The 21,351-nt window shown below is 64.0% G+C and carries 17 protein-coding genes; 13 read left to right on the plus strand and 4 right to left on the minus strand.

Features of this window, described 5'->3' with window-relative positions; translation table 11 throughout:
• Nucleotides 1-17: 17 nt before the first annotated feature.
• Nucleotides 18-2,693: a pyruvate dehydrogenase (acetyl-transferring), homodimeric type gene (gene aceE, locus FG13_RS07350; protein WP_035819732.1), complete on the minus strand. Its 2,676-nt coding sequence runs from the start codon at nt 2,691-2,693 to the stop codon at nt 18-20.
• A 134-nt stretch (nt 2,694-2,827) separates the two neighbouring features.
• Here aceE and FG13_RS07355 point away from each other — a divergent pair, with 134 nt between their 5' ends.
• On the plus strand, nt 2,828-3,319 hold the full coding sequence (locus tag FG13_RS07355; RefSeq protein ID WP_051958718.1) for a MarR family winged helix-turn-helix transcriptional regulator: 492 nt from the start codon (nt 2,828-2,830) through the stop codon (nt 3,317-3,319).
• Here FG13_RS07355 and FG13_RS07360 read toward each other — a convergent pair.
• Complete coding sequence (locus FG13_RS07360; RefSeq protein WP_035819734.1) at nt 3,304-4,404, minus strand: transketolase-like TK C-terminal-containing protein; 1,101 nt, start codon at nt 4,402-4,404, stop codon at nt 3,304-3,306. The two genes, FG13_RS07355 and FG13_RS07360, sit on opposite strands and share 16 nt — an antisense overlap.
• Before the next feature lie 135 nt (nt 4,405-4,539).
• Between FG13_RS07360 and FG13_RS07365 the strand changes: the two genes are divergently transcribed.
• The gene (locus FG13_RS07365; RefSeq protein WP_035819736.1) at nt 4,540-4,728 is read left to right on the plus strand and encodes a hypothetical protein; all 189 of its coding nucleotides are present in this window, start codon (nt 4,540-4,542) and stop codon (nt 4,726-4,728) included.
• Between the two features lie 190 nt (nt 4,729-4,918).
• Here FG13_RS07365 and metE read toward each other — a convergent pair whose 3' ends face one another.
• Nucleotides 4,919-7,207, minus strand: a complete 2,289-nt coding sequence (metE, locus tag FG13_RS07370; RefSeq protein ID WP_035819738.1) for a 5-methyltetrahydropteroyltriglutamate--homocysteine S-methyltransferase — start codon at nt 7,205-7,207, stop codon at nt 4,919-4,921.
• 273 nt (nt 7,208-7,480) lie between these two features.
• Nucleotides 7,481-8,515: a LacI family DNA-binding transcriptional regulator gene (locus FG13_RS07375; protein ID WP_035819741.1), complete on the minus strand. Its 1,035-nt coding sequence runs from the start codon at nt 8,513-8,515 to the stop codon at nt 7,481-7,483.
• A gap of 395 nt (nt 8,516-8,910) precedes the next feature.
• Between FG13_RS07375 and araD the strand changes: the two genes are divergently transcribed.
• The 11 genes from araD to FG13_RS07430 all read left to right on the plus strand — a co-directional run bounded on the left by araD (nt 8,911) and on the right by FG13_RS07430 (nt 21,289).
• Nucleotides 8,911-10,578 carry an L-arabinonate dehydratase gene (araD, locus tag FG13_RS07380; protein WP_235211833.1) on the plus strand — a complete coding sequence of 556 codons (1,668 nt, stop codon included), beginning with the start codon at nt 8,911-8,913 and terminating at the stop codon, nt 10,576-10,578.
• 41 nt (nt 10,579-10,619) lie between these two features.
• Entirely contained in the window at nt 10,620-11,432 is an 813-nt protein-coding gene (locus tag FG13_RS07385) for an HpcH/HpaI aldolase family protein (protein ID WP_035819746.1), read from the plus strand.
• A gap of 62 nt (nt 11,433-11,494) precedes the next feature.
• Nucleotides 11,495-12,598, plus strand: a complete 1,104-nt coding sequence (locus FG13_RS07390; RefSeq protein WP_035819748.1) for an ABC transporter ATP-binding protein — start codon at nt 11,495-11,497, stop codon at nt 12,596-12,598.
• Between the two features lie 46 nt (nt 12,599-12,644).
• On the plus strand, nt 12,645-13,895 hold the full coding sequence (locus FG13_RS07395) for an ABC transporter substrate-binding protein (protein ID WP_035819750.1): 1,251 nt from the start codon (nt 12,645-12,647) through the stop codon (nt 13,893-13,895).
• A gap of 76 nt (nt 13,896-13,971) precedes the next feature.
• Nucleotides 13,972-14,886 carry a carbohydrate ABC transporter permease gene (locus tag FG13_RS07400; protein ID WP_035819752.1) on the plus strand — a complete coding sequence of 305 codons (915 nt, stop codon included), beginning with the start codon at nt 13,972-13,974 and terminating at the stop codon, nt 14,884-14,886.
• A complete protein-coding gene (locus FG13_RS07405; protein ID WP_034755232.1) occupies nt 14,883-15,713 on the plus strand; it encodes a carbohydrate ABC transporter permease in 831 nt (276 codons plus the stop codon). Before FG13_RS07400 ends, FG13_RS07405 begins: the two co-directional genes overlap by 4 nt.
• A gap of 9 nt (nt 15,714-15,722) precedes the next feature.
• Complete coding sequence (locus tag FG13_RS07410; protein WP_051958724.1) at nt 15,723-16,619, plus strand: aldose 1-epimerase; 897 nt, start codon at nt 15,723-15,725, stop codon at nt 16,617-16,619.
• Entirely contained in the window at nt 16,612-17,520 is a 909-nt protein-coding gene (locus FG13_RS07415) for an SMP-30/gluconolactonase/LRE family protein (RefSeq protein ID WP_035819754.1), read from the plus strand. Before FG13_RS07410 ends, FG13_RS07415 begins: the two co-directional genes overlap by 8 nt.
• A 28-nt stretch (nt 17,521-17,548) precedes the next feature.
• On the plus strand, nt 17,549-18,337 hold the full coding sequence (locus FG13_RS07420) for an SDR family NAD(P)-dependent oxidoreductase (protein WP_035819757.1): 789 nt from the start codon (nt 17,549-17,551) through the stop codon (nt 18,335-18,337).
• Nucleotides 18,338-18,366: 29 nt separating this feature from the next.
• Nucleotides 18,367-19,821: an NAD-dependent succinate-semialdehyde dehydrogenase gene (locus FG13_RS07425; protein WP_035819759.1), complete on the plus strand. Its 1,455-nt coding sequence runs from the start codon at nt 18,367-18,369 to the stop codon at nt 19,819-19,821.
• A gap of 64 nt (nt 19,822-19,885) precedes the next feature.
• Nucleotides 19,886-21,289, plus strand: coding sequence for a porin (locus FG13_RS07430; protein ID WP_035819762.1), 1,404 nt, complete (start codon nt 19,886-19,888; stop codon nt 21,287-21,289).
• Nucleotides 21,290-21,351: the final 62 nt, after the last annotated feature.

Consider the following 21,351-nt stretch of genomic DNA (forward strand, 5'->3'; position numbering starts at 1 on the left):
GATCACTCCTCAAAAAGTTACACGGACGCGGGATCGAGTTTTCCCACGTCGATGCCGTATCTGGCGATAGCCTCACCAATCTTGCTGCGCGGCAGCTGGCCCCCATCGGCCAGCGCCGTCAGGGCGGCCAGCACGATGAAATGACTGTCCACTTCAAAAAAGGTGCGCAAGGATTCGCGCGTATCGGAGCGGCCGAAGCCATCCGTGCCCAGGGCAAGGAAGCGCCGGTCGTGCACGAAGGGGCGCACCTGGTCGGCCACGATCTTCATGTAATCGGTGGCGATCACCACCGGGCCTTGCCGGCCAGCCAGGCATTGCGCGATATACGGCACGCGCGGCTCACTGTCCGGGTGCAGCATGTTCCAGCGCTGCACGGCCAGGCCGTCGCGCCGCACTTGCGTCAGGCTGGTGGCGCTCCACACGTCGGCCGCCACGCCGAAATCCTGCTGCAGCAGCACGCTGGCGGCCAGCACTTCGCGCAGGATGGAGCCGCTGCCCATCAGCTGCACGCGCGGCGTGGTTGCCATGAGTGCTGCCGGACTTTCCTGCAGCAGGTACAGGCCCTGCAGGATGCCCGCCTCGGCGCCTGCCGGCATGGCCGGGTGCGGATAGTTTTCGTTGAGCAAGGTGATGTAATAGAAAATATCTTCTTGCTCGGCAAACATGCGGCGCATGCCGTCGTGGATGATGACGGCCAGCTCGTAGGCATAGGTAGGATCGTAGGAAAAACAGTTGGGAATCACGGACGACAGCACGTGGCTGTGGCCATCGTCGTGCTGGAGTCCCTCCCCCATCAAGGTCGTGCGGCCCGACGTGGCGCCCAGCAGGAAGCCGCGCGTGCGGGCATCGGCCGCCGCCCACGCCAGGTCGCCCACGCGCTGCAAGCCGAACATCGAATAGAAGATGTAGAACGGAATAGTGGCCAGGCCATGGTTGCTGTACGACGTGCCGGCGGCGATCCAGGAGGAAATGGCGCCCGATTCGTTGATGCCTTCCTGCAAGATCTGCCCATCCTTGGCTTCCTTGTAGTAGCTGAGCTGGCCCGCGTCCTGCGGCGTGTACAACTGGCCCAGGTAGGAATGGATGCCGATCTGGCGGAACAGCCCTTCCATGCCGAAGGTGCGCGATTCGTCCGGCACGATGGGCACGATGATCTTGCTCAAGGCGGGATCTTTCAGCAGGGTACCGAGGATGCGCACGAAGGCCATGGTGGTGGACACGCCCCGCTCGCCGCTATCCTTGAGCTGGGTGGCGAACGCGGACAGCGGCGGTATCGGCAGGGGCGCCACCTTGCTGATGCGGGCGGGAATATAACCGCCCAGCTGTGCCCGGCGCGCAGCGAAGTAGCGCGCTTCCTCGCTGTCCGGCGCCGGTTTCAGATACGGCATCTCTTCCAGCTGGGCATCGCTGACGGGCAGCGCGAAGCGGTCGCGGAACGCGCGCACGGCGTCGGCGCTCATTTTCTTCAATTGATGATTGATGTTCTGCCCTTCGCCCGCCTCGCCCATGCCAAAGCCCTTGACGGTCTTGGCCAGGATCACGGTGGGCCGGCCAGTCGTGCGCACGGCTTCCGCATACGCGGCGTGGACTTTTTCGGGATCGTGGCCGCCGCGCGTCAACTGCCAGATGTCGTCATCCGTCATGTGCGCCACCAGCGCCAGCAGTTCCGGATACTTGCCAAAGAAATGCTCGCGCACATACGCGCCATTCTGCGATTTGAAGGTCTGGTAATCGCCGTCCACGCATTCCATCATGCGCTGACGCAACAAACCGCTCGTATCGCTCTGCAATAAAGCATCCCAGCCGCTGCCCCAGATGACCTTGATGACATGCCAGCCCGCCGCGCGGAACGTGCCCTCCAGCTCCTGGATGACCTTGCTGTTGCCGCGCACGGGACCGTCCAGACGCTGCAGGTTGCAGTTGACGACAAAGATCAGATTATCGAGGCGCTCGCGGCCGCCCAGGGAAATGGCGGCCAGGGATTCCGGCTGGTCCATCTCGCCGTCGCCAAGGAAAGCCCACACCTTGCGGCCCTGGTGCGGCTTCAAGTCGCGGTACTCGAGGTAGCGCATGAAACGGGCCTGGTAGGCGGCCGTCAGCGGTCCCAGTCCCATGGAGACGGTGGGAAATTGCCAGAAGTCGGGCATCAGCCGGGGATGCGGATACGACGACAAACCCTCGCGCCCCGCTTCGCGGCGGTAATTGTCCAGCTGCGCTTCCGTGATGCGGCCTTCCAGATAGGCGCGGCCATAGATGCCGGGCGCGGAATGGCCCTGGATGTAGACCAGGTCGCCGGCAAACTGATCCGTATGGCCACGGAAGAAATGGCTGAAGCCGACGTCATACAGCACGGCCGCCGACTGGTAAGTCGCAATGTGGCCGCCCACGTTCGAGTGTTTGGCCGCGCGCAGCACCATCACCATCGCATTCCAGCGGATGTAGGCATTCAGGCGGCGCTCGATGGCCAGGTCGCCCGGATAAGCGGGCTGGCGCGCCGTGGCGATGCTGTTGGCATAGGCGGTGGTGACGCGGCCGTGCATGCCGCCGTGCTGCGCGGCATCAATATCGACAAGCTGGTCGATCAGGTAATGGGCGCGCGGGCGCCCTTCCACGGCGACGACGGCCTGCATCGCCTCCAGCCATTCTTTGGTTTCTTGCGGATCGATATCGGGTACGGCGAGGGATGGGGTCATGGCAGTCTCCTGAGGGTGGGCATACATCGTCATGATCGATTGCTACTGCAATCATTGCATTTGCAATCGTTATGCCGGCCATTGTATAGCGCTATAATTGCATTTGCAACTGTGATTGATCTGGAGGAATACCGATGTCTGAAACTGCGCCTGAAATTGGCTCGCCCCCCGCGCCCGACCTGTGGTTTTCATTCGTGCGTACGCACCGTTTGATGATCCGCGAGATCGAACGCCGCCTGGCGGCGGCCAAGCTGCCCGTCTATGCGTGGTATGACGTGCTGTGGGGACTCGAAAGCGGCCCCGACGGTTCGCGCCGCATGCACGAACTGGCCGACTCTCTGGCCATCGAACGCTACAACCTGACGCGTCTGGTGGACAAGCTGGAAACGGACCGGCTGGTGACGCGCACGCGGTCGATGGAAGACGGGCGCGCCGCCTTCGTTTCCATCACGGAAGAAGGAAAAATCCTGCGCAAGCAAATGTGGGCCGTCTACCAGGCCACGGTGGCCGACCTGTTCCTGGCGCAATTTGACAACGGCGGTCAGCAAGACTTCAGCGCCGCCCTCGTGCGCGCCGCCGCGGCGGCACGCAACGCAGGCCAGGGCAAGGTTCAGACCAAGGCGTAGCGCCGCAGCGCGTACTCGACGAACTGCAGGGGCAGCGCGCCGTCGTCGGCCAGGGCTTTCAAGGCGGTGACGGCCAGCCATGGCGCGCTGACCTCCATCATGGCGTCAGCGCCGACGGCGATGAAACGCCCGCGCACATGGCCGCCGATCTGGCCCGCGATGTGCTGCCCATAGCCGGTAACGGCGATGACGGGCGCGGCGCTGTCATCGAGGCAGCGCCGCACATGGGCCAGTCTTGGAATGGCGCGCGGGTGACACAGGTTCCACTGCTCCGCCGCCTGCGCATCGCGCGCCAGGCGGGTGTAGCTGGGGCAACTCCACACTTGCGCGGCAATATCCCAGTCCTCCTGCAGCAAGCGGGCGGCATCGGCAACGACGGCCAGCATCGTTCCCGCCCCGCACAGGCGCACCCGGCATGGCGCAGGATCCGGCGGCGACACGCGGTACATGCCCAGGCTGGCCGCTGCCGCATCGGCGGGCGACAAGGGCGCCGCCACTGCATACTCATCCGCATCCGCATCCGCACCTTCGTCATGTATGGCCAGGTAGTAATAACCTGGCTGCTGTTCCACATACAGCGTTTCCAGCGCCGCGCGCAGGATGGCGCGTACTTCCTCGCCCGTCGCCGGGTCGAAGGGCATGCAATTGTGCTGCGCGGCCAGCCAGGCGGGCAGCGCCGGCTGCACGCCTTTCGGCCAGCGAGAAGATTGCGTTTCCGCATCGCTGCAAACGATGCCACGCTCGCGCGCATCGACCAGCACGCCACTCAGTGCCTGAACCGAAGCGGGACGGCACAGATACAGCAACGGTTTGTCGGCGCCATAGCGCAGCGGCCAGGCACTGGCGGACGCCGTCACATTCCAGGCATCATCATGCCGGTGCGTCACTTCCGCGCGCACGACGCGGATGGCATTCGCCGCACCCGGGCCCGTCTGCAAGCTGCCCGCCATGGCGCCCAGAGCGCGGCGCGGCGAAACCTGCCGCAACGGCAACGCCGGCGCTGCCGCCAGCGCGGCCAGGCAAGCTTGGACGGTGTCGCGCGCCACGTCCAATGGCGGTGGAGGAAGTAAAGGGGAAGAATGCATGCAGGCTCCTGTCGCAACAATGCTTGCGCAAGGCAGATATTGCCTATACGATTGCAAATGCAATTATTGTAGTTGCAATCCTTTGCGCGAGCAAGGGACGCGAGCCAACCGACATTCCTGTCTTCGAGGTGAAAAATGACGCTGAACAATCCTGAAACCGTGCGCATGGCCTATGCCGTGAAACTGACGAATGTGCAAGTCGAGGCGGCCAAACGCCTGTATGCCGCGCATTTCGGCGGCACCGACAACCCGCAGGCGATGGCCGCCATCATCGCGGCACTGGCGCGCAACTACAGTTCGGCCGTCGCGGCGAATGTGCTGTAGCGGACCACGTACGACGCGGGCAAAAAAAAGCCCGCTACGGAAGCGGGCTGAATCTAATTCCTGTGAGGAAGTAGAGGAGACAGGTGCATGATGCCGCATCGCAGCATCATTATCCAATTGCATGTTGTGATGACAGAAATACGATTGTTCTATATCTCAGCCATAGCGGCCTCCCCTGCCCCTGCAATCCTTAGGCCACGGCGTCGCCGCGCAAGGTTTTCGCGGCCGCCACCATGTTGGCCAGCGCGGGTATGACTTCTTTCCAGCCGCGCGTTTTCAGGCCGCAATCGGGGTTGACCCACAGGCGCTGGGCGGGGATGCGCTCGGCCGCCTTGCGCATCAGCTTGACCATCTGTTCCTGGGCAGGAATATTCGGCGAGTGGATGTCGTAGACGCCAGGGCCGATGTCGTTCGGATAGTTGAAATCATCGAAGGCGTCCAGCAATTCCATGTCGGAGCGCGACGTTTCGATCGTGATGACGTCCGCATCCATGTCGGCGATCTGCGCGATGATGTCGTTGAATTCCGAATAGCACATATGCGTGTGGATCTGCGTTTCATCGGCCACGCCATTGGCCGTGATGCGGAACGATTCCACGGCCCAGCGCAGGTACTCGGCCCATTGCGATTTGCGCAGCGGCAAGCCTTCGCGCAATGCCGCCTCGTCGATCTGGATCACGCGGATGCCGGCCTGTTCCAGATCCTGCACTTCGGCGCGGATGGCCAGCGCCAGCTGGTAGCACGACACGGAACGGGGCTGATCGTCGCGCACGAAAGACCAGTTCAGGATGGTGACGGGGCCCGTCAGCATGCCTTTCATCGGCTTGTCCGTCAGCGACTGGGCGTAGGTGCTCCACTCGACCGTCATGGCGCGCGGACGGCTGATGTCGCCGAACAAAATGGGCGGCTTCACGCAGCGCGAACCGTACGATTGCACCCACCCGAACTGGCTGAAGGTATAGCCGTCGAGCTGTTCGCCGAAATATTCCACCATGTCATTGCGTTCCGCTTCGCCGTGCACGAAGACATCCAGGCCCAGTGTTTCCTGTTCCTGGACGCAATGGGCAATTTCCGCCTGCATCAGTTTTTTGTAGCTGGCTGCATCGAGCTGGCCGCTGCGGAACTGGCTGCGGGCCTGGCGGATTTCCGCCGTCTGCGGGAAGGAGCCGATGGTTGTCGTTGGGTACGCGGGCAATTGCAGCAGTGCAGCTTGCTTGGCGGCACGTTCGGCATAGCTGCCGGCGCGCTGGCCCAGGCTGGCATCGATGCGGGCCACGGCCGCTTTCACGTCGGGATTGTGCACGCGCGGCGACTGCTGGCGCGCTTGCACGGCCGCGTGATTGGCATCGAGCGCCGCCTGCACGGAGGCGCGGCCCTGGTTCAGCGCGCCAGCCAGGGTGTGCACTTCATCGAGCTTTTGACGGGCAAAGGCCAGCCAGGATTTGATATCCGTATCGAGCTTTTGTTCACTGTCCAGGTCGACGGGCACGTGCAGCAAGGAGCATGACGGGGCGATCCACAGCCGCGATTGCAGGCTGGCGTGCACGGGTTCCAGCCATGCCAGCACCTCATTCAAATCCGTCTTCCAGATATTGCGGCCATTTACGACGCCCAGCGACAGCACGCTGCTGGCGGGCAACTGGGCCATCACCTGCGCCACTTCCTCGCGGGCGTTGATGGCGTCAAGATGCAAGCCTTGCACGGGCAGCCTGCATGCCAGTGCCAGGTTGTCTTGCAGCTTGCCGAAATACGTGGCCAGCAGCAGCTTGACGTTCTTGACCTTGCTCAAGGCATCGTAGGCCGTGACGAGCGCCTGCTGCCAGGCGCCGTCCAGTTCCGTGACGAGGATCGGTTCATCGATCTGCACCCATTCCACGCCCTGGGCCGCCAGTTCCTGCAGCAGTTGCACGTAGACGGGCAGCAAGCCTTGCAGCAGCGCCAGCTTGTCGGAATCATCCTTGGCCTTGCCCAGCCACAGATAGGTGACCGGGCCGATCAGCACGGGCTTGGCCTTGACGCTCAATTGACGCGCTTGCGCCAGTTGCCGCAGCAAACGGCTGCTGTCGAGCTTGAACTGCGTCCCGGCCGAAAATTCCGGCACGATGTAGTGATAATTGGTGTCGAACCATTTCGTCATTTCGCCGGCGTGGACGCAGCTGCAATCGCTGTCGCTGGCCGAGCGGCCGCGGGCCACGCGAAAATAGTTGTCGAGCGCCGCGCCTTGCAGGCCGCGCACGCGCTGCGGCAAGTTACCCAGGGTAAAACTCAGGTCCAGCACCTGGTCGTAGAAGGAAAAGTCGCCGACGGGCGCCAGGTCCAGCCCGCTCTGGTCTTGCCAGTGGCGCTGGCGCAACTCCGCGCCATGGCCTTCCAGCGCGTTCAGGCTGCTTTGGCCTTTCCAGTACTCTTCCAGGGCGAATTTCAATTCCCGTTTGGCGCCGATGCGCGGGTAGCCCAAGTTATGTGTCGTGACGGTCATGGCGGTAGTTCCTCCTGATGAAGTATGGAGACATCATAGAGGCTTTCATCCATGAAAAATAATGGTATAACTTCATATATCCATTAGTAATATTCATAGAAGCGCTGACGGGCACAGGCAAAAAAAAAGCCCGCTACGGGAGCGGGCTGAATCTAATTCCTGTGAGGAAGTAGAGGAGACAAGTGCATGATGCCGCATCGCAGCATATCCATCCAATTGCATGTTGTGATGATGGAAATATGATTCATCAATATCTGCCCCTGACAGTGGCCGTCAGGCGCTGGCCCGAGCGATCAGCTCGTAGGACAGCGGCGCCAAGGCCGGTGGCGCGGCGCCCTCGTCCACTTCGCCCAGGCGCTGCAGGATGGCTTGCGCGGCCAGGCGGCCGATGTCATAGCGCGGCACGCGTATCGTCGTCAGCGCCGGCATGAGTTTTTCCGAGAACGGGAAGTCGCCGAAGCCGGCCACCGCGCATTGCTCGGGGATGCGGATGCCCAGGCGCGCCGCTTCATAGATGGCGCCGGCAGCCATGTTGTCGTTGGCAAAAAACAGGGCGTCGGGACGCTCGGCGCGCGCCATTTGCTCGCTGAACACTTGCCCGCCCGCATCGAGCGGCGCCGTCACCGACGCTTGCACGATTTCCGTACGCAAACCCAGCTGCCGCATGGTTTCTTCATAGCCCTGGGCCCGCTTGCGGGCGCGGAAATCGCTCTCGATGCCGCTGTCCACATACACGATGCGCCGGTAGCCTTGCGCGTGCAAATACAAGGTCATGTCGCGCCCCGTGGCGATGTGCGAAAAGCCGATCTGCGGATACGGCCGCTCGGGGCGGATATCCCACGTTTCGATGACGGGAATCTGCAAACCCGCCAGCAGGGTTTCCGTGGCGGCGCTGTGGTCGGCGCCCGTCAGCACGAGCGCGCGCGGCGACCAGCCGAGAAAGGCGCGCACGACTTTTTCTTCCGTCTCGATCGAGTAATCGTGGGTGGCCAGCAGCAATTGGTAATTGTGCTGCGACAAGGTGGTCGACAAGCCCTGGATGGTTTCCGCAAAGATGGAGTTCGACACGCTGGGCACGATGGCGCCCACGATGCGGCCCTGGGTCGAGGCCAGGCCGCCGGCCGCCTCGTTGCGGATATAGCCGAGCTGGTCGATGGCGCGCTTGATACGGTCGCGCGTTTCCTGCGACACGCGGTCCGGCTCCTTGAAATAGCGCGACACGGAAATGGCCGAGGTCTGTGCCAATTTGGCCACATCGAACACGGTGCTGCGGCCGAGGCCGCGCCGCTTGCGTACTGGGTCGTTCATGGGTACTGCCTTCTCAAAAATCGGTGATCACCACGCATCATGCCATGGCCGGGCGCACGGGGGACGCCAGCGTAACGCCGGTGCTTTACGGCCCTTCGGCCGGCCGCATAAATTCCACCCTGGAAATTGGCGTCAATGAAATCATGCCGATAGTGTAAGGGCTGCGCGCCTGCACCCTGCATTAAATCTGTTGACAGCCCCCAGCGATTCAAATTATATTTCGCTGTACTTGCAATGTTAGCGCTAACAAAGGCCAAGAGCAAGACCCGAGACAGCAGCACTGGAACGCCATACGCAGCGCGCCAGGCAACCAAAAAGGACACACATTGAGCTCCGCTACCTCCCGCCGCACGCTGGAATCCCTGCGCAGCCAGCGCTGGCTGGCCCCAGACGACATGCGCTCGTTCGCCCACCGCCAGCGCCTGCAGCAGATGGGCTTGCGCCGCGAGGAATTCCTCGACCGCCCCGTCATCGCCATCATCAATACCTGGAGCGACCTGTCGCCGTGCCACTCGCACCTGCGCGAACGGGCCGAAGCCGTCAAACGGGGCATCCTGCTGGCCGGCGGCTTCCCCGTCGAGCTGCCGGCCCTGTCCTTGGGCGAAGTGATGGTCAAGCCCACCACCATGATCTACCGCAACTTCCTCGCCATGGAAACGGAAGAACTGCTGCGCTCGCTGCCGATCGACGGCGCCGTGCTGCTCGGCGGCTGCGACAAGACCACGCCCGGCATGCTGATGGGCGCCATCAGCATGGACATCCCCGCCATCTTCTGCCCTGCCGGCCCCATGCTCAACGACCGCTACCGCGGCCAGAGCGTGGGCGCGGGTACGCATACCAAGAAATTCTGGGACGACTACGTGGCCGGCGACATCGCCAAACCCGAGTGGATCAAGCTCGAAGCGAAGATGACGCGCTCGCCCGGCACCTGCAACACCATGGGCACGGCCTCGACCATGACGTCCATCGTCGAGGCGATGGGCTTTACCTTGCCGGGCGCCACCAGCATTCCCGCCATGGACGCCAACCACGTGCGCATGGCCTCGCAATGCGGCGAGCGCATCGTCGGCATGGTGTGGGAAGACTTGAAGCCGTCGCGCTTCTTCACCCACGCCGCGCTGTCGAACGGTGTGGCCGCCTATATGGCGCTCGGCGGCTCGACCAATGCGGCCATCCACCTGGTCGCCATCGCCGGGCGCGCCGGCCTGGCCCTGTCGCTCGATGAAATGGATGCGATGGCGCAAAAAGTACCGGTCATCGCCAACCTCTTCCCGTCCGGCGACAAGCTGATGGAAGATTTCTTCTATGCCGGCGGCATGCCGGCCCTGCTCAAGGAAATCGCGCCGCAGCTGGACTTGACGGCCTTGACGGTCACGGGCCGCAGCCTGGGCGAAAACATCGCCGACGCCGTCTGCCTCGACGACAGCGTCATCCGCAAGGTGTCGCAGCCGGTGGCCGACGGCGCGGCGCTGGCCGTGCTGCGCGGCAACCTGTGCCCTGGCGGCGCCGTCATCAAGCCGTCGGCCGCCAATCCGAAGTTCGCCAAACACCGGGGACGCGCCCTCGTGTTCGACTCGAACGCGGAGATGCTGGCGCAAATCCATGCGCCCGACCTCGACATCGATGAAAACACGGTGCTGATCCTGCGCAATGGCGGACCCATCGGCGCGCCCGGCATGCCGGAATGGGGCAATCTGCCCGTGCCGAAAAAGCTGCTGCAGCAGGGCATCCGCGACATGGTGCGCATCTCCGACGCGCGCATGAGCGGCACCCACTACGGCACCTGCGTGCTGCACGTGACGCCGGAAGCGGCCGTGGGCGGCCCGCTGGCCCTGGTGCGCAATGGCGACATGATCGAGCTCGACATCGCCGCGCGCACCCTGAACATGGACGTGACGGACGAGGAACTGGCGCGCCGCCGCGCCGAGTGGCAGGCGCCCGCGCAAAAATATGCGCGCGGCTACACCAAGCTGTACATGGAACACGTGACCCAGGCCGACCAGGGCTGCGACCTCGACTTCTTGCTGGGCAACGCCGCCACGCCCGAGCCGCCGATCTTCTGACGCCGCCATCTTCCGACATATATAGAGAGCACAGGATCAACATGGATATCTTGAACAACCCCTTCCGCGCCTTGCTGGCGGAGAAAGCAGTACCGCTGGGCAGCTGGCTGATGGCCGGCACGCCCGTCACGGCCGAAGCCATGGGCTGCGCCGGCTTCGACTGGCTGGTGCTGGACATGGAACACGTTCCCATCGACTACCAGGACGCCTACCAGATACTTCAGGCAGTGGGCGGCACGCCGGCCTGCCCCGTCGTGCGCCTGGCCTGGAACGACCTGGTGCAGATCAAGCGCGCGCTCGACATCGGCGCGCAAACGCTGATGTTCCCGTTCGTGGAAAACGCGGCTGAAGCGCGCAGCGCCGTGGCCGCCACGCGCTATCCGCAGCCGGGCCAGGCCGTTCCCGGCACACGCGGCTTTGCCGCCATGCACCGCGCCAGCCGCTATGGCACCGTGCCCGACTACGCCACCCGCGCCAACGGCGCCGTCTTCTCGATTATCCAGCTGGAAACGCCGGCCGCCCTGGCGCAGCTGGAAGAGATCGCCGCCGTCGAGGGCGTGGACGCCCTGTTCGTCGGTCCCGGCGACCTGTCGGCCGCGATGGGCCATATCGGCAATATCGGCCATCCCGACGTGCAGGCGGCGATTGCCGACGCTGCCCGCCGCGCCCGCGCCATAGGCAAACCGATCGGCATTGTCGGCCCTTCGCCGGAAATGGTGCACACTTTCATCCATTACGGCTATGACTACGTGGCCATCGCCTCGGACATGGGCATGATGATGCGCCAGGCCAACGCCTTCATCACGGCCCTGAAACCGTCGCTGGCGAAAGCCCTCGACACGGGTGCCTACTAATTATTTTGTTGCAACGCACGTAGCGCGCTCAGACGCGTCATTCGCATCTTTTGGAGACAAGCATGTCAGGTGTAAAACTGGAAAAGGTCGTCAAGAAGTACGACAACGGCGTCGAAGTCATTCATGGCATCGACCTGGAAATCAAGCAAGGCGAGTTCGTCGTCTTCGTCGGCCCATCGGGCTGCGGCAAGTCCACCCTGATGCGCATGGTCGCGGGGCTCGAATCCATCACGGGCGGCACCATCTCCATCGAGGGGCAGGTCGTCAACGACTTGCCGCCGCGCGAGCGCGACATCGCCATGGTGTTCCAGGACTATGCGCTGTACCCGCACAAGTCCGTGTTCGACAACCTGGGCTTTGGCTTGAAGCTGCGCAAGTTCCCCAAGGCGGAAATCGAACAGCGCGTGCGCGCCGCCGCCACCATCCTGAAAATCGACCACTTGCTCGACCGCAAGCCGCGCGCCCTGTCCGGCGGCCAGCGCCAGCGCGTGGCCATGGGCCGCGCCATCGTGCGCCAGGCCAAGCTGTTCCTGTTCGATGAACCGCTGTCGAACCTGGACGCCCTGCTGCGCTCGGAAATGCGTACGGAAATCAAGAAGCTGCACCAGCGCATCGGCGCCACCACGATTTACGTCACGCATGACCAGGTCGAAGCGATGACCCTGGCCGAACGCATCGTCGTGCTGTCTGGCGGCAACATCATGCAGGTCGGCACGCCAGACCAGATCTACAACGAGCCCGTGTCGAAATTCGTCGCCGGCTTCACGGGTTCGCCGCCGATGAACTTTCTCGGCGCCAAGGTGGCGCGCAACAGCGCCGGCCAGGCCGAGATCGTGCTGGGCGCGGCCCGCCTGGCCCTGCCGGCCGAACGTCAGGCTGCCTGCGGCAAGCTCGATGGCCGCGCGGTGGAATTCGGCATCCGCCCGGAAGACATCACCCTGGAAGCGGCCGGCAGCGCCAGCGCCGCCCTGGCCGCGACAGTCGTGGTGGTCGAACCGCTGGGCGCGGAAACCCTCGTCATCTTCCAGTGCGAAGGCGGCGAATTGACGGCGCGCCTGCCACCCACGTTTGCCCTGGCGCCAGGGCAGCAAGTCACGGTACAGCTGGACATGGAGAAATTCCATCTGTTCGATCCGCAGGGCGGCGCGGTACTGCCATCCCGATAAGCCGCGCACAAGCGGCATTTCCATACCAAAACAGGAGACAAACATCATGCGTATCAAATCCCTCGTCCTGGCGCTCGGCGCCACTTTCGTCCTCGCCACCGGCGCGCAAGCGCAAACGGTCAAAGTCTTTGTCGGCGGCCAGGAGCGCCCCGAAGTCATGCGCGAACTGTTCGCCAAGTTCATGGCCGCCAATCCCGGCGTCAAGATCGACCTGGAAACGGGCGGCGCCACGTCCGAATTGCAGCAGAAATACCTGAACACGGTGCTGTCGGCCGGCGACACCACCCTGGACGTCTTCCTGATCGACATCATCCGCCCGGCGCAATATGCCTCGGCTGGCTGGATCGAAAGCCTGGACAAATACCTGGGCGCCGACCGCGACAAGATCATGGGCCAGTACCTGCCCGCCTACAAGCAAGCGAATATGGTCGACAACAAGGTCGTCGCCCTGCCCGCCTTTGCCGACGCCATGTTCCTCTACTACCGCAAGGACTTGCTGGCCAAGTACAAGCTGGCGGCGCCGAAAACCTGGGATGAGCTGGCCACCGTGGCGCGCACCATCCAGGCCGGCGAAAAGAATCCGGAATTGCAAGGCATCAGCTTCCAGGGCAAAGCCATCGAAGGCGCCGTCTGCACTTTCCTGTTGCCGTACTGGAGCCAGGGCGGCGAACTGGTCACCAATGGCAAGCTGACCCTGGACAAGCCCAAGGCGGAAGCGGGCCTGGCCATGTGGCGCAAGCTGGTCGACCAGGGCGTGGCGAAAAAGAACATTGCCGAAGTGGCTACCGACGACACGCGCAAGGAATTCCAGGCGGGTAATGTCTTGTTTGCCGTCAACTGGGGCTATGCCTGGAACCACTTCCAGGATGGCGCCGACAGCAGCGTGAAGGATAAAGTCGGCGTCGTCAGCCTGCCGGCCATGGCGGGCGGCAAACCTGCCTCGTGTATCGGCGGCTGGCAGTGGGCCGTGTCCTCGTTCTCGAAAAACAAGGAAGCTTCGGCCAAGCTGGTGCGCTGGCTGTCGAGTCCGGAAGTGTCGAAGCAGCTGGCCATCAAGGCCTCCAACCTGCCCGTCTACCCATCCGTCTACCAGGACAAGGAAGTGCTGGCCGTCAATGGCTGGTTCGCCGACGCCCTGCCGGTGGTGCAAAGCGCCCGTTCGCGCCCCGTCACGCCGCGCTACAGCGAAGTGTCCGAAGCCGTGCGCGTGAACACGAATGCCGTGATGGCGGGCGTGAAGACGCCGGCGGCCGGCGTGGCCGAGATCGAAAACCGGGTCAAGCGCATCCTGCGCTAACCGGCATGCGCCCGTGCCGCCACGACGGCGGCCCGGGCGGCACACGCATACGCACACCGCAACAGACGAGGAAATCATGAGGCAACGCACCCTGAAAAGCCGCATCACGGACCCCAGCGAAACGACGCTGGCCTGGGTCCTGCTGACGCCGGCGATTCTGTTTTTACTGCTGATCGTGGCCTACCCGGTCAGCAAACTGATCTACAACAGCTTTTTCGACATCCGCCTGTCCGGCGGCGGCCTGCCCAGTTTCGTGGGTCTGGACAATTACAAGATGGCGCTGGAAGACAGCCTGTTCTGGAAGTCCTTGAAAAACACCGTCATCATCACCGTCGTCACCGTGCCTGGCGCGCTGGTGGCGGGCCTGGGCCTGGCCATGCTGGCCAACATGCCGTTCAAATACCGCTGGCCCGTGCGCCTGGCGCTGCTGCTGCCGTGGGCCTTGCCGCTGGCCTTCGTCGGCCTGATCTTCGCCTGGTTCTTCCACAGCGAATACGGCCTGGTGAACGACATCATCCGCCGCATCGGCCTGCTGATCCCCGGTCTGGGCTGGGAACCGCAAATCTGGTTCAATTCGCCCGCGCTGACCATGGCCGCCATCTGCATCACGACCATCTGGAAAACCTCGTCGTTCATGGCCCTGATTTTGCTGGCCGGCCTGCAAACCATTCCCGCCTCACTGTATGAAGCGGCCGAGGTGGACGGCGCCAGCAAGTGGAAGCAATTTACGGAAGTGACCTTGCCGCTCTTGGTGCCATCGATGCTGGTGGCGCTGATCTTCCGCACCTTGACAGCCATCCAGTCCTTCGATATTCCGTACAACATGCCCGGCCCTGGCGATGAAACCAAGACCCTGGCCATGTACATCCAGTCCAATACCGTGGACTACCTTGACGTGGGCTACGGCTCGACCCTGGCGGTCTTCATGTTCCTGCTGTCGATGGCCACCACGTTTGTGTATCTGAAATATGTAAGAGGAGACAAAGAATGAGCGGCCTGTTTTCATCGAAGCGCCTGCGCTGGTTCGCCGCCGCGATCGTCATCCTCAACGGCGTCTTTCCCGCCCTGTGGATTCTTTTCACCTCGCTGAAGACCGAGAGCGAACTGACGCAAAAGCCGATCACCTACTGGCCGCACGAACCGACCATCGGCAATTTCATCTCGGCCTTCCAGGACCAGCCGCTGCTGACGTTCCTGACCAACAGCCTGATCGTGGCCGGCCTGTCGACCCTGCTCAGCCTGTTCATCAGCGCGCTGGCCGCGTACGCGATCGCCCGCTTGCGCCTGCGCTTCCGTGGCCTGATCCTGACGGCCATCATCGGCGTGTCGATGTTCCCGCTGGTGACCCTGATGGTGCCGCTGTTCGAGATCATGCGCAGCCTGGGCTTGCTGAACTCCTACTGGGCGCTCGTGCTGCCGTACACGGTGCTGAACCTGCCGATTTGCACCCTGATGATGGTGAGCTTTTTCCAGGATATTCCGCGCGACATCGAGAACGCGGCCATGCTCGACGGCTGCACCCGCCTGAGCGCCCTGTGGCGCATCGTGCTGCCGCTGGCCGCGCCGGGCGTGGCGACGGCCGCCATCCTCGCGTTCGTCAATTCCTGGGACGAGTTCCTGCTGGCGCTGTCGATGAATTCGGCCGTGGCTTACCGCACCCTGCCCGTCGGCATCCAGCTGTACCAGGGCGAGTTCGCCTTCCCGTGGCCGATCATTTCGGCGGCGCTGGTGGTGGCCATCGTGCCCATCGTCGTGCTGATCGTGATCTTCCAGGAAAAGGTCGTCAGCGGCCTGACCTCGGGCGGCTTGAAGGGCTAAGGCGAAGACATGGACCACCAGTCTCCCTTCACCCTGGCGCACGGCGACTGCCGTGCCGACGTCCACCCGGCCACGGGTGGCGCGCTGGCGGCGCTGCGCTGGCGCGGACGCGACATCCTGCGCGCCGCGCCGGCCAACGCTGGTGTGCGGCAGATGGCCTGCTATCCTTTGGTGCCGTATTCGAACCGCATCGGCAACGCCGTGCTGCAGGCGTCGGAACAGACGTATGCGCTGCGCGCCAATTTCCCGCCCGAGCCGCACAGCATCCACGGCTTTGGCTGGCAGCGCGCCTGGCACGTGGCGGCGCGCACAAGCGACAGCGCCGAACTGCTGCTCGTGCATGGCGGCGACGCGGACTGGCCATTTGCCTGCACGGTGCAGCAAACCGTGCTGCTCGACGATGCCGGCCTGCGCCTGACTTTATCGGTGCGCAATGACGACACGCGCGCCATGCCCGCCGGCCTGGGGTTTCACCCCTACTTCCCGCTGGCCCCTGGCCTGCGCCTGCAAACGCAATGGGATGGCGTGTGGAGCATGGGCGATGACCGCTTGCCGGCCGGTCTGGCGCCAGTGGCGCAGGCGTCGCCATTCGCCACGCCGCAGCCGGTGGCCGGCTGGCAGGCGGACAATTGCTACAGCGGCTGGACGGGCCGCGCCAGCCTCGATTACGGCGATTATGCCGTGCAGCTGTCGGCCAGCGACAATTGCCGCCACCTGGTCTGCTTCGCGCCCAACGACGAACGCGGCTTCATTGCGCTGGAACCCGTCACGCACGCGAATAACGCGTTCGCGCTGGCCGCGCGCGGCGCGCACGACACGGGCATGCGGTTGCTGGCGCCCGGCGAGAGCCTGCACATCGCCATGCGCGTGGCCATGGAAGACACTGCGGAGGCCCAGCATGCGTGAATGGCAAGCCGAACTCGTGCTCGACACGCGCGCCCAGCTGGGCGAATGTCCGCTGTGGAGCGTGGCCGAACAATGCCTGTACTGGATCGACATCGCCGGGCGACGTCTGCACCGCTACGATCCGGCGACAAACCTCGACCGCGTCTGGTGGGTGCCGTGCGAGCCGGGCTGCATCGCCCTGGCTGAAAAGGGCGGCCTGGTGGCGGCCCTGCGCGACGGCTTCTACCGTTTCTATCCGCAGGAAGGCTTGCTCGACAAGCTGGCCGATGCACCGTACGACAGCGGCGACATGCGCTTCAACGATGGCAGCTGCGACAGCGCCGGGCGTTTCTGGGCCGGCGCCATGTATGAGCCGCGCACGGCGGAACTGGCTGCCATGTTTTGCCTGGAACGGGGTGCCACGCGCCTGGGCTGGGGACCGCAACACGATCTTGGCGTGAAAGTGAGCAATGGCCTGGCCTTCGCGGAAGATGGAAAATCCCTGTTCCAGTCCGATACGCCAAACCACGTGATCTACCGTTTCGCATTTGACGCGGCCAGCGGCCAGGTGGGCGAGCGCCAGGTGTTTGCCCGCCTCCCCGTCAAAGGCGAAGAGGCCGTGTATGGCGGCCGCCCCGATGGCGCGGCTTTGGATGCGGAAGGCTGCTACTGGAGCGCGCAGTACGAAGGCGGCCGGGTGCTGCGCTTTTCGCCGCAGGGCGAGATCATCGGCATCGTGCGCGTGCCCGTCGCGCGCCCCACCATGATCGCCTTTGGCGGCGCCGACCTGCGCACCCTGTACATCACCAGCGCGCGCGAAGGCGCAAGCGACGATGAACTGGCGCGCCAGCCGCAGGCCGGCGGCCTGTTTGCCGTGCGCTTGGACGTGGCCGGCCGCGCCGAACCCCTTTACCGGGATTGATACCCCACACAACCCTCCCGAGGACAGCATGAACGCCAACATCACTCTTTACCCCAGCCTGCAGGACCGCGTGGTCTTCGTCTCCGGCGGCGGCTCCGGCATCGGTGCTTCCATGGTCGAACACTTCGCCCTGCAAGGCGCGCAAGTGGCTTTTTGCGACATCGACCGCGACGCCAGCGCCGCCCTGGCCGCGCGCCTGGCGCCCCTGTGCCGCCATGCGCCGCATTTCGTGTACAGCGACATCCGCGACATCGCCGCCTACCAGGCCAGTCTGGCCGACGTCGAGGCGCGCTTTGGCGCCATCCGCGTGCTGCTCAATAACGCGGGCCGCGACGACCGCCATTCGCTGGCCGAACTGACACCCGAGTACTGGGACAACTGCCTGGCCCTGAACCTGAAACACCACGTGTTCGCCATCCAGCAGGTGGCGCCCGGCATGGCGGCCGCCGGCGGCGGCTCCATCATCAACCTCGGCTCGATTTCATGGATGCGCGGACGCCCCAACCTGGTCGGCTACACCACGTCCAAGGCGGGCATCGCGGGCCTGTCGCGCACCCTGGCGCGCGAACTGGGCGAACAGAATATCCGCGTCAACGCCATCGCGCCGGGCGCCATCGCCACGGACCGCCAGGCCGCGCTGTGGCGCGATCCGGAAGAAGACCGGCGTTTCATCGAACTGCAATGCCTGAAATACCGGCTCGATGCGGGCCACGTGGCGCGCACGGCCCTGTTCCTCGCGGCCGACGATTCGGACGGCATCACGGGCCAGAACATCATCGTCGACGCGGGACTGGCCCAAGTTTCCGTCGCGGGTTAAGCCGCATCACCCATCCAAGGAGAACCCTCATGTTGAACCTGCAAGACGCAAGCCTGTTGAAACTGCAATGTCTGATCGACGGCGCCTGGTGCGACGCCGATGACGGCGCCACCATCGATGTCACGAATCCGGCCACGGGCGCCGTCATCGCCACGGTGCCGCGCATGGGCGCGGCCGAGACGCGGCGCGCCATCGCCGCCTCGCATGCGGCCTTCCGGCTGTGGCGCAAGCAGACCGTGAAGGCGCGCGCCACGGTGCTGCGCGCCTGGCATGCCTTGATTTTGCAGCACGCCGACGACCTGGCGCTGATCCTCACCAGCGAGCAAGGCAAGTCGCTGGCCGAAGCGAAGGGCGAGATCGTCTCGAACGCGGCCTACCTGGAATGGTTTGCCGAGGAAGGCAAGCGCGCGTATGGCGACGTCATCGCGCCGCCGTCGAACGACAAGCGCATCGTCGTCATCAAGCAGCCGATCGGCGTGTGCGCGGCCATCACGCCGTGGAATTTCCCGAACGGCATGATCACGCGCAAAGCCGGCCCCGCCCTGGCGGCCGGCTGCAGCATGGTCTTGAAACCGGCATCGCAAACGCCGCTGTCGGCCCTGGCCCTGGGCGAACTGGCGCTGCGCGCCGGCGTGCCGCCCGGCGTCTTCAATGTGGTGACGGGCGCCGCGCAAGCGATCGGCACGGAACTGTGCCACAACGACCTGGTACGCAAGATCACGTTTACGGGATCGACGGAAGTGGGCGCCTGGCTGTCGCGCGAGGCGGCCGGCACCATCAAGAAGCTGTCGCTGGAACTGGGCGGCAACGCGCCCTTCATCGTCTTCGACGATGCCGACATCGACGCGGCCGTCGAAGGCGTGCTGATGTCGAAATACCGCAACAGCGGCCAGACCTGCGTGTGCGCCAACCGCATCTACGTGCAGGACAGCATCTACGACGATTTCGCCGCCCGCCTGGTGGCCAAGGTGGCCGAGCTGAAACTGGGCAACGGCCTGGACGCGGGCGTCACGCAAGGCCCGCTGATTGATGAAAACGCCGTGCGCAAGATCGAGCAGCATATCGCCGACGCGCTGGCCAAGGGCGGCAAGCTGGCCATCGGCGGCAAGCGCCACGCGCTGGGCGGCAGCTTTTTCGAGCCCAGCGTGGTACTGGAAGCGAACAGCGACATGCTGGTGGCCACCGAGGAAACCTTCGCCCCGCTGGCGCCGCTGTTCCGCTTCCACAGTGAAGACGAAGTCGTCGCCATGGCCAACGCCACGCAATTCGGCCTGGCCGGTTATTTCTACAGCCGCGACCTGGGCAGGGTCTGGCGCGTGGCCGAAGAACTGGAAGTGGGCATGGTCGGCATCAACACGGGCATGATCGCCAATGAAATGGCGCCATTCGGCGGCGTCAAGCATTCGGGCATGGGCCGCGAAGGCTCGCACTACGGCATGGACGACTTTCTCGATATCAAATATTTGTGCATGGGAGGGATTTGATTATTTAATGTAGGCAAGGCAGGGATCAGCAAGCATACTCATAAAAAACACAGGAGACAAGATCATGCAAACGACATTGCGCAAGACCACATTGGCCGCGGCCATCACCGGCGTGCTTCTCGCGTCGCCATTTGTTAGCGCTAACGCGCGCGCCGACGAACTGAGCGACATGAAGGCCATGCTGGCCCAGCTGCAGGAAAGAGTGGCGCAGATGGAAGCGAAAGCGGCTCAGCCTGCACCCGCAGCGGTACCTGCCGCAGCGATGGCGGCCGCACCGGCGGCGGCCCCCGTGAAACCCGTCACCGGCTTCAACTGGAAGCTGTACGGCCGTGGCGACATCGGCTACACGGTTTCGCGCGGCAAGGATGCCAGCGGGCGCCAGCTGACGAACCACCGCCTGAACCAGGGCGAAATGGCCAGCCGCCTGGGCCTCACGGGCGCCTGGGTTTTCAGCGATGAATACAAGGCCATCTTCGGCGTCGAGACAGGCTTGAACCTGTTCAACGGCAATGCGGGCGGCGGCACGCAAAACAACACCACCTCGTCCGTGCTGTTCAACCGCGGTTCCACCGTCGGTTTTGCCTCGACCACCTGGGGTTCGATCGAAGGCGGCACCATGTACATGGCGCCGTTCTGGGTATCGCTGGGCGCCGACCTGGCGTCGGCGCACAATTACGGCGCCAATGACTTCAGCGCCCTGTTCTCGCTCACGCGCCCCGAGTCGCTGGGCCGCTACCTGAAAGACCCCGTGACGGGCAACGCCAGCAAGACGACTAGCCTGGCCGGCAACAACTCGGGCACGGCCCTGTTCTACGGCAATGCGCTGCGCTACCGCAGCCCCACCTGGAACAACGTCTCGGCCGAGGTATCGTATTCGGCCGGCCAGCAGGCGTCTTCCGCCACCGACCTGGAAAACGATGGCCGCAGCTGGGCCGCCAACGTGCTGTACAAAAAGGGCGACCTGTTCCTCGGCTATGCGCACATGGATTACCAGCAGAGCAACGACATCAGCACGGCCGGCACGCCGAACTTCATCAAGCGCAACCAGGTCACGGACATCGTCGGCGCGCGCTACAAGTGGAACGACTTTACCTTGGGTGGCTCCTACACGTCCTACCGCGTGTCGAACGCGGGCGGCTATGCGGCCGACGCCTTCGGCGTGTCGGGCGCGTATGACCTTGGCAAGCACCGCATCGAGGGCAGCCTGGCGCACATCAGCTATGACGGCGTCAACGCCAAAGGCGCGTTCGGCACGAACACGGGCGATGGCGTGGGCAAGCCAAAATCGACGGCCTACTCGCTGGGCTATCTGTACAACTTCCAGCCTACCCTGTCGTTCTACGCGTACGCCACGCGCATCGCCAACAACAGCCATGCCAAGCTGGGCGTATTGCAGTTCCGGGGGGACAATAACTACTTCGGCTACAGCCCCGTCGAACTGACCGCCGGCATGTTCCTCGTCTTTTAATTAGTGCTTAATTGTTGATGCACCGCCGGCCCGCCCTGCTCCCTACCATGCGGCGGCCGGTT

The sequence above is a fragment of the Janthinobacterium sp. RA13 genome, assembly GCF_000745325.1.
GTDB classification, from domain to species: Bacteria; Pseudomonadota; Gammaproteobacteria; order Burkholderiales; family Burkholderiaceae_D; genus Janthinobacterium; species Janthinobacterium rivuli.

Coding starts and splice junctions, on each gene's coding strand:
- aceE (WP_035819732.1), bottom strand. CDS start 2,693: ATGACCCCATCCCTCGCCGTACCCGATATCGATCCGCAAGAAACCAAA.
- FG13_RS07355 (WP_051958718.1), top strand. CDS start 2,828: ATGTCTGAAACTGCGCCTGAAATTGGCTCGCCCCCCGCGCCCGACCTG.
- FG13_RS07360 (WP_035819734.1), bottom strand. CDS start 4,404: ATGCATTCTTCCCCTTTACTTCCTCCACCGCCATTGGACGTGGCGCGC.
- FG13_RS07365 (WP_035819736.1), top strand. CDS start 4,540: ATGACGCTGAACAATCCTGAAACCGTGCGCATGGCCTATGCCGTGAAA.
- metE (WP_035819738.1), bottom strand. CDS start 7,207: ATGACCGTCACGACACATAACTTGGGCTACCCGCGCATCGGCGCCAAA.
- FG13_RS07375 (WP_035819741.1), bottom strand. CDS start 8,515: ATGAACGACCCAGTACGCAAGCGGCGCGGCCTCGGCCGCAGCACCGTG.
- araD (WP_235211833.1), top strand. CDS start 8,911: ATGCGCTCGTTCGCCCACCGCCAGCGCCTGCAGCAGATGGGCTTGCGC.
- FG13_RS07385 (WP_035819746.1), top strand. CDS start 10,620: ATGGATATCTTGAACAACCCCTTCCGCGCCTTGCTGGCGGAGAAAGCA.
- FG13_RS07390 (WP_035819748.1), top strand. CDS start 11,495: ATGTCAGGTGTAAAACTGGAAAAGGTCGTCAAGAAGTACGACAACGGC.
- FG13_RS07395 (WP_035819750.1), top strand. CDS start 12,645: ATGCGTATCAAATCCCTCGTCCTGGCGCTCGGCGCCACTTTCGTCCTC.
- FG13_RS07400 (WP_035819752.1), top strand. CDS start 13,972: ATGAGGCAACGCACCCTGAAAAGCCGCATCACGGACCCCAGCGAAACG.
- FG13_RS07405 (WP_034755232.1), top strand. CDS start 14,883: ATGAGCGGCCTGTTTTCATCGAAGCGCCTGCGCTGGTTCGCCGCCGCG.
- FG13_RS07410 (WP_051958724.1), top strand. CDS start 15,723: ATGGACCACCAGTCTCCCTTCACCCTGGCGCACGGCGACTGCCGTGCC.
- FG13_RS07415 (WP_035819754.1), top strand. CDS start 16,612: ATGCGTGAATGGCAAGCCGAACTCGTGCTCGACACGCGCGCCCAGCTG.
- FG13_RS07420 (WP_035819757.1), top strand. CDS start 17,549: ATGAACGCCAACATCACTCTTTACCCCAGCCTGCAGGACCGCGTGGTC.
- FG13_RS07425 (WP_035819759.1), top strand. CDS start 18,367: ATGTTGAACCTGCAAGACGCAAGCCTGTTGAAACTGCAATGTCTGATC.
- FG13_RS07430 (WP_035819762.1), top strand. CDS start 19,886: ATGCAAACGACATTGCGCAAGACCACATTGGCCGCGGCCATCACCGGC.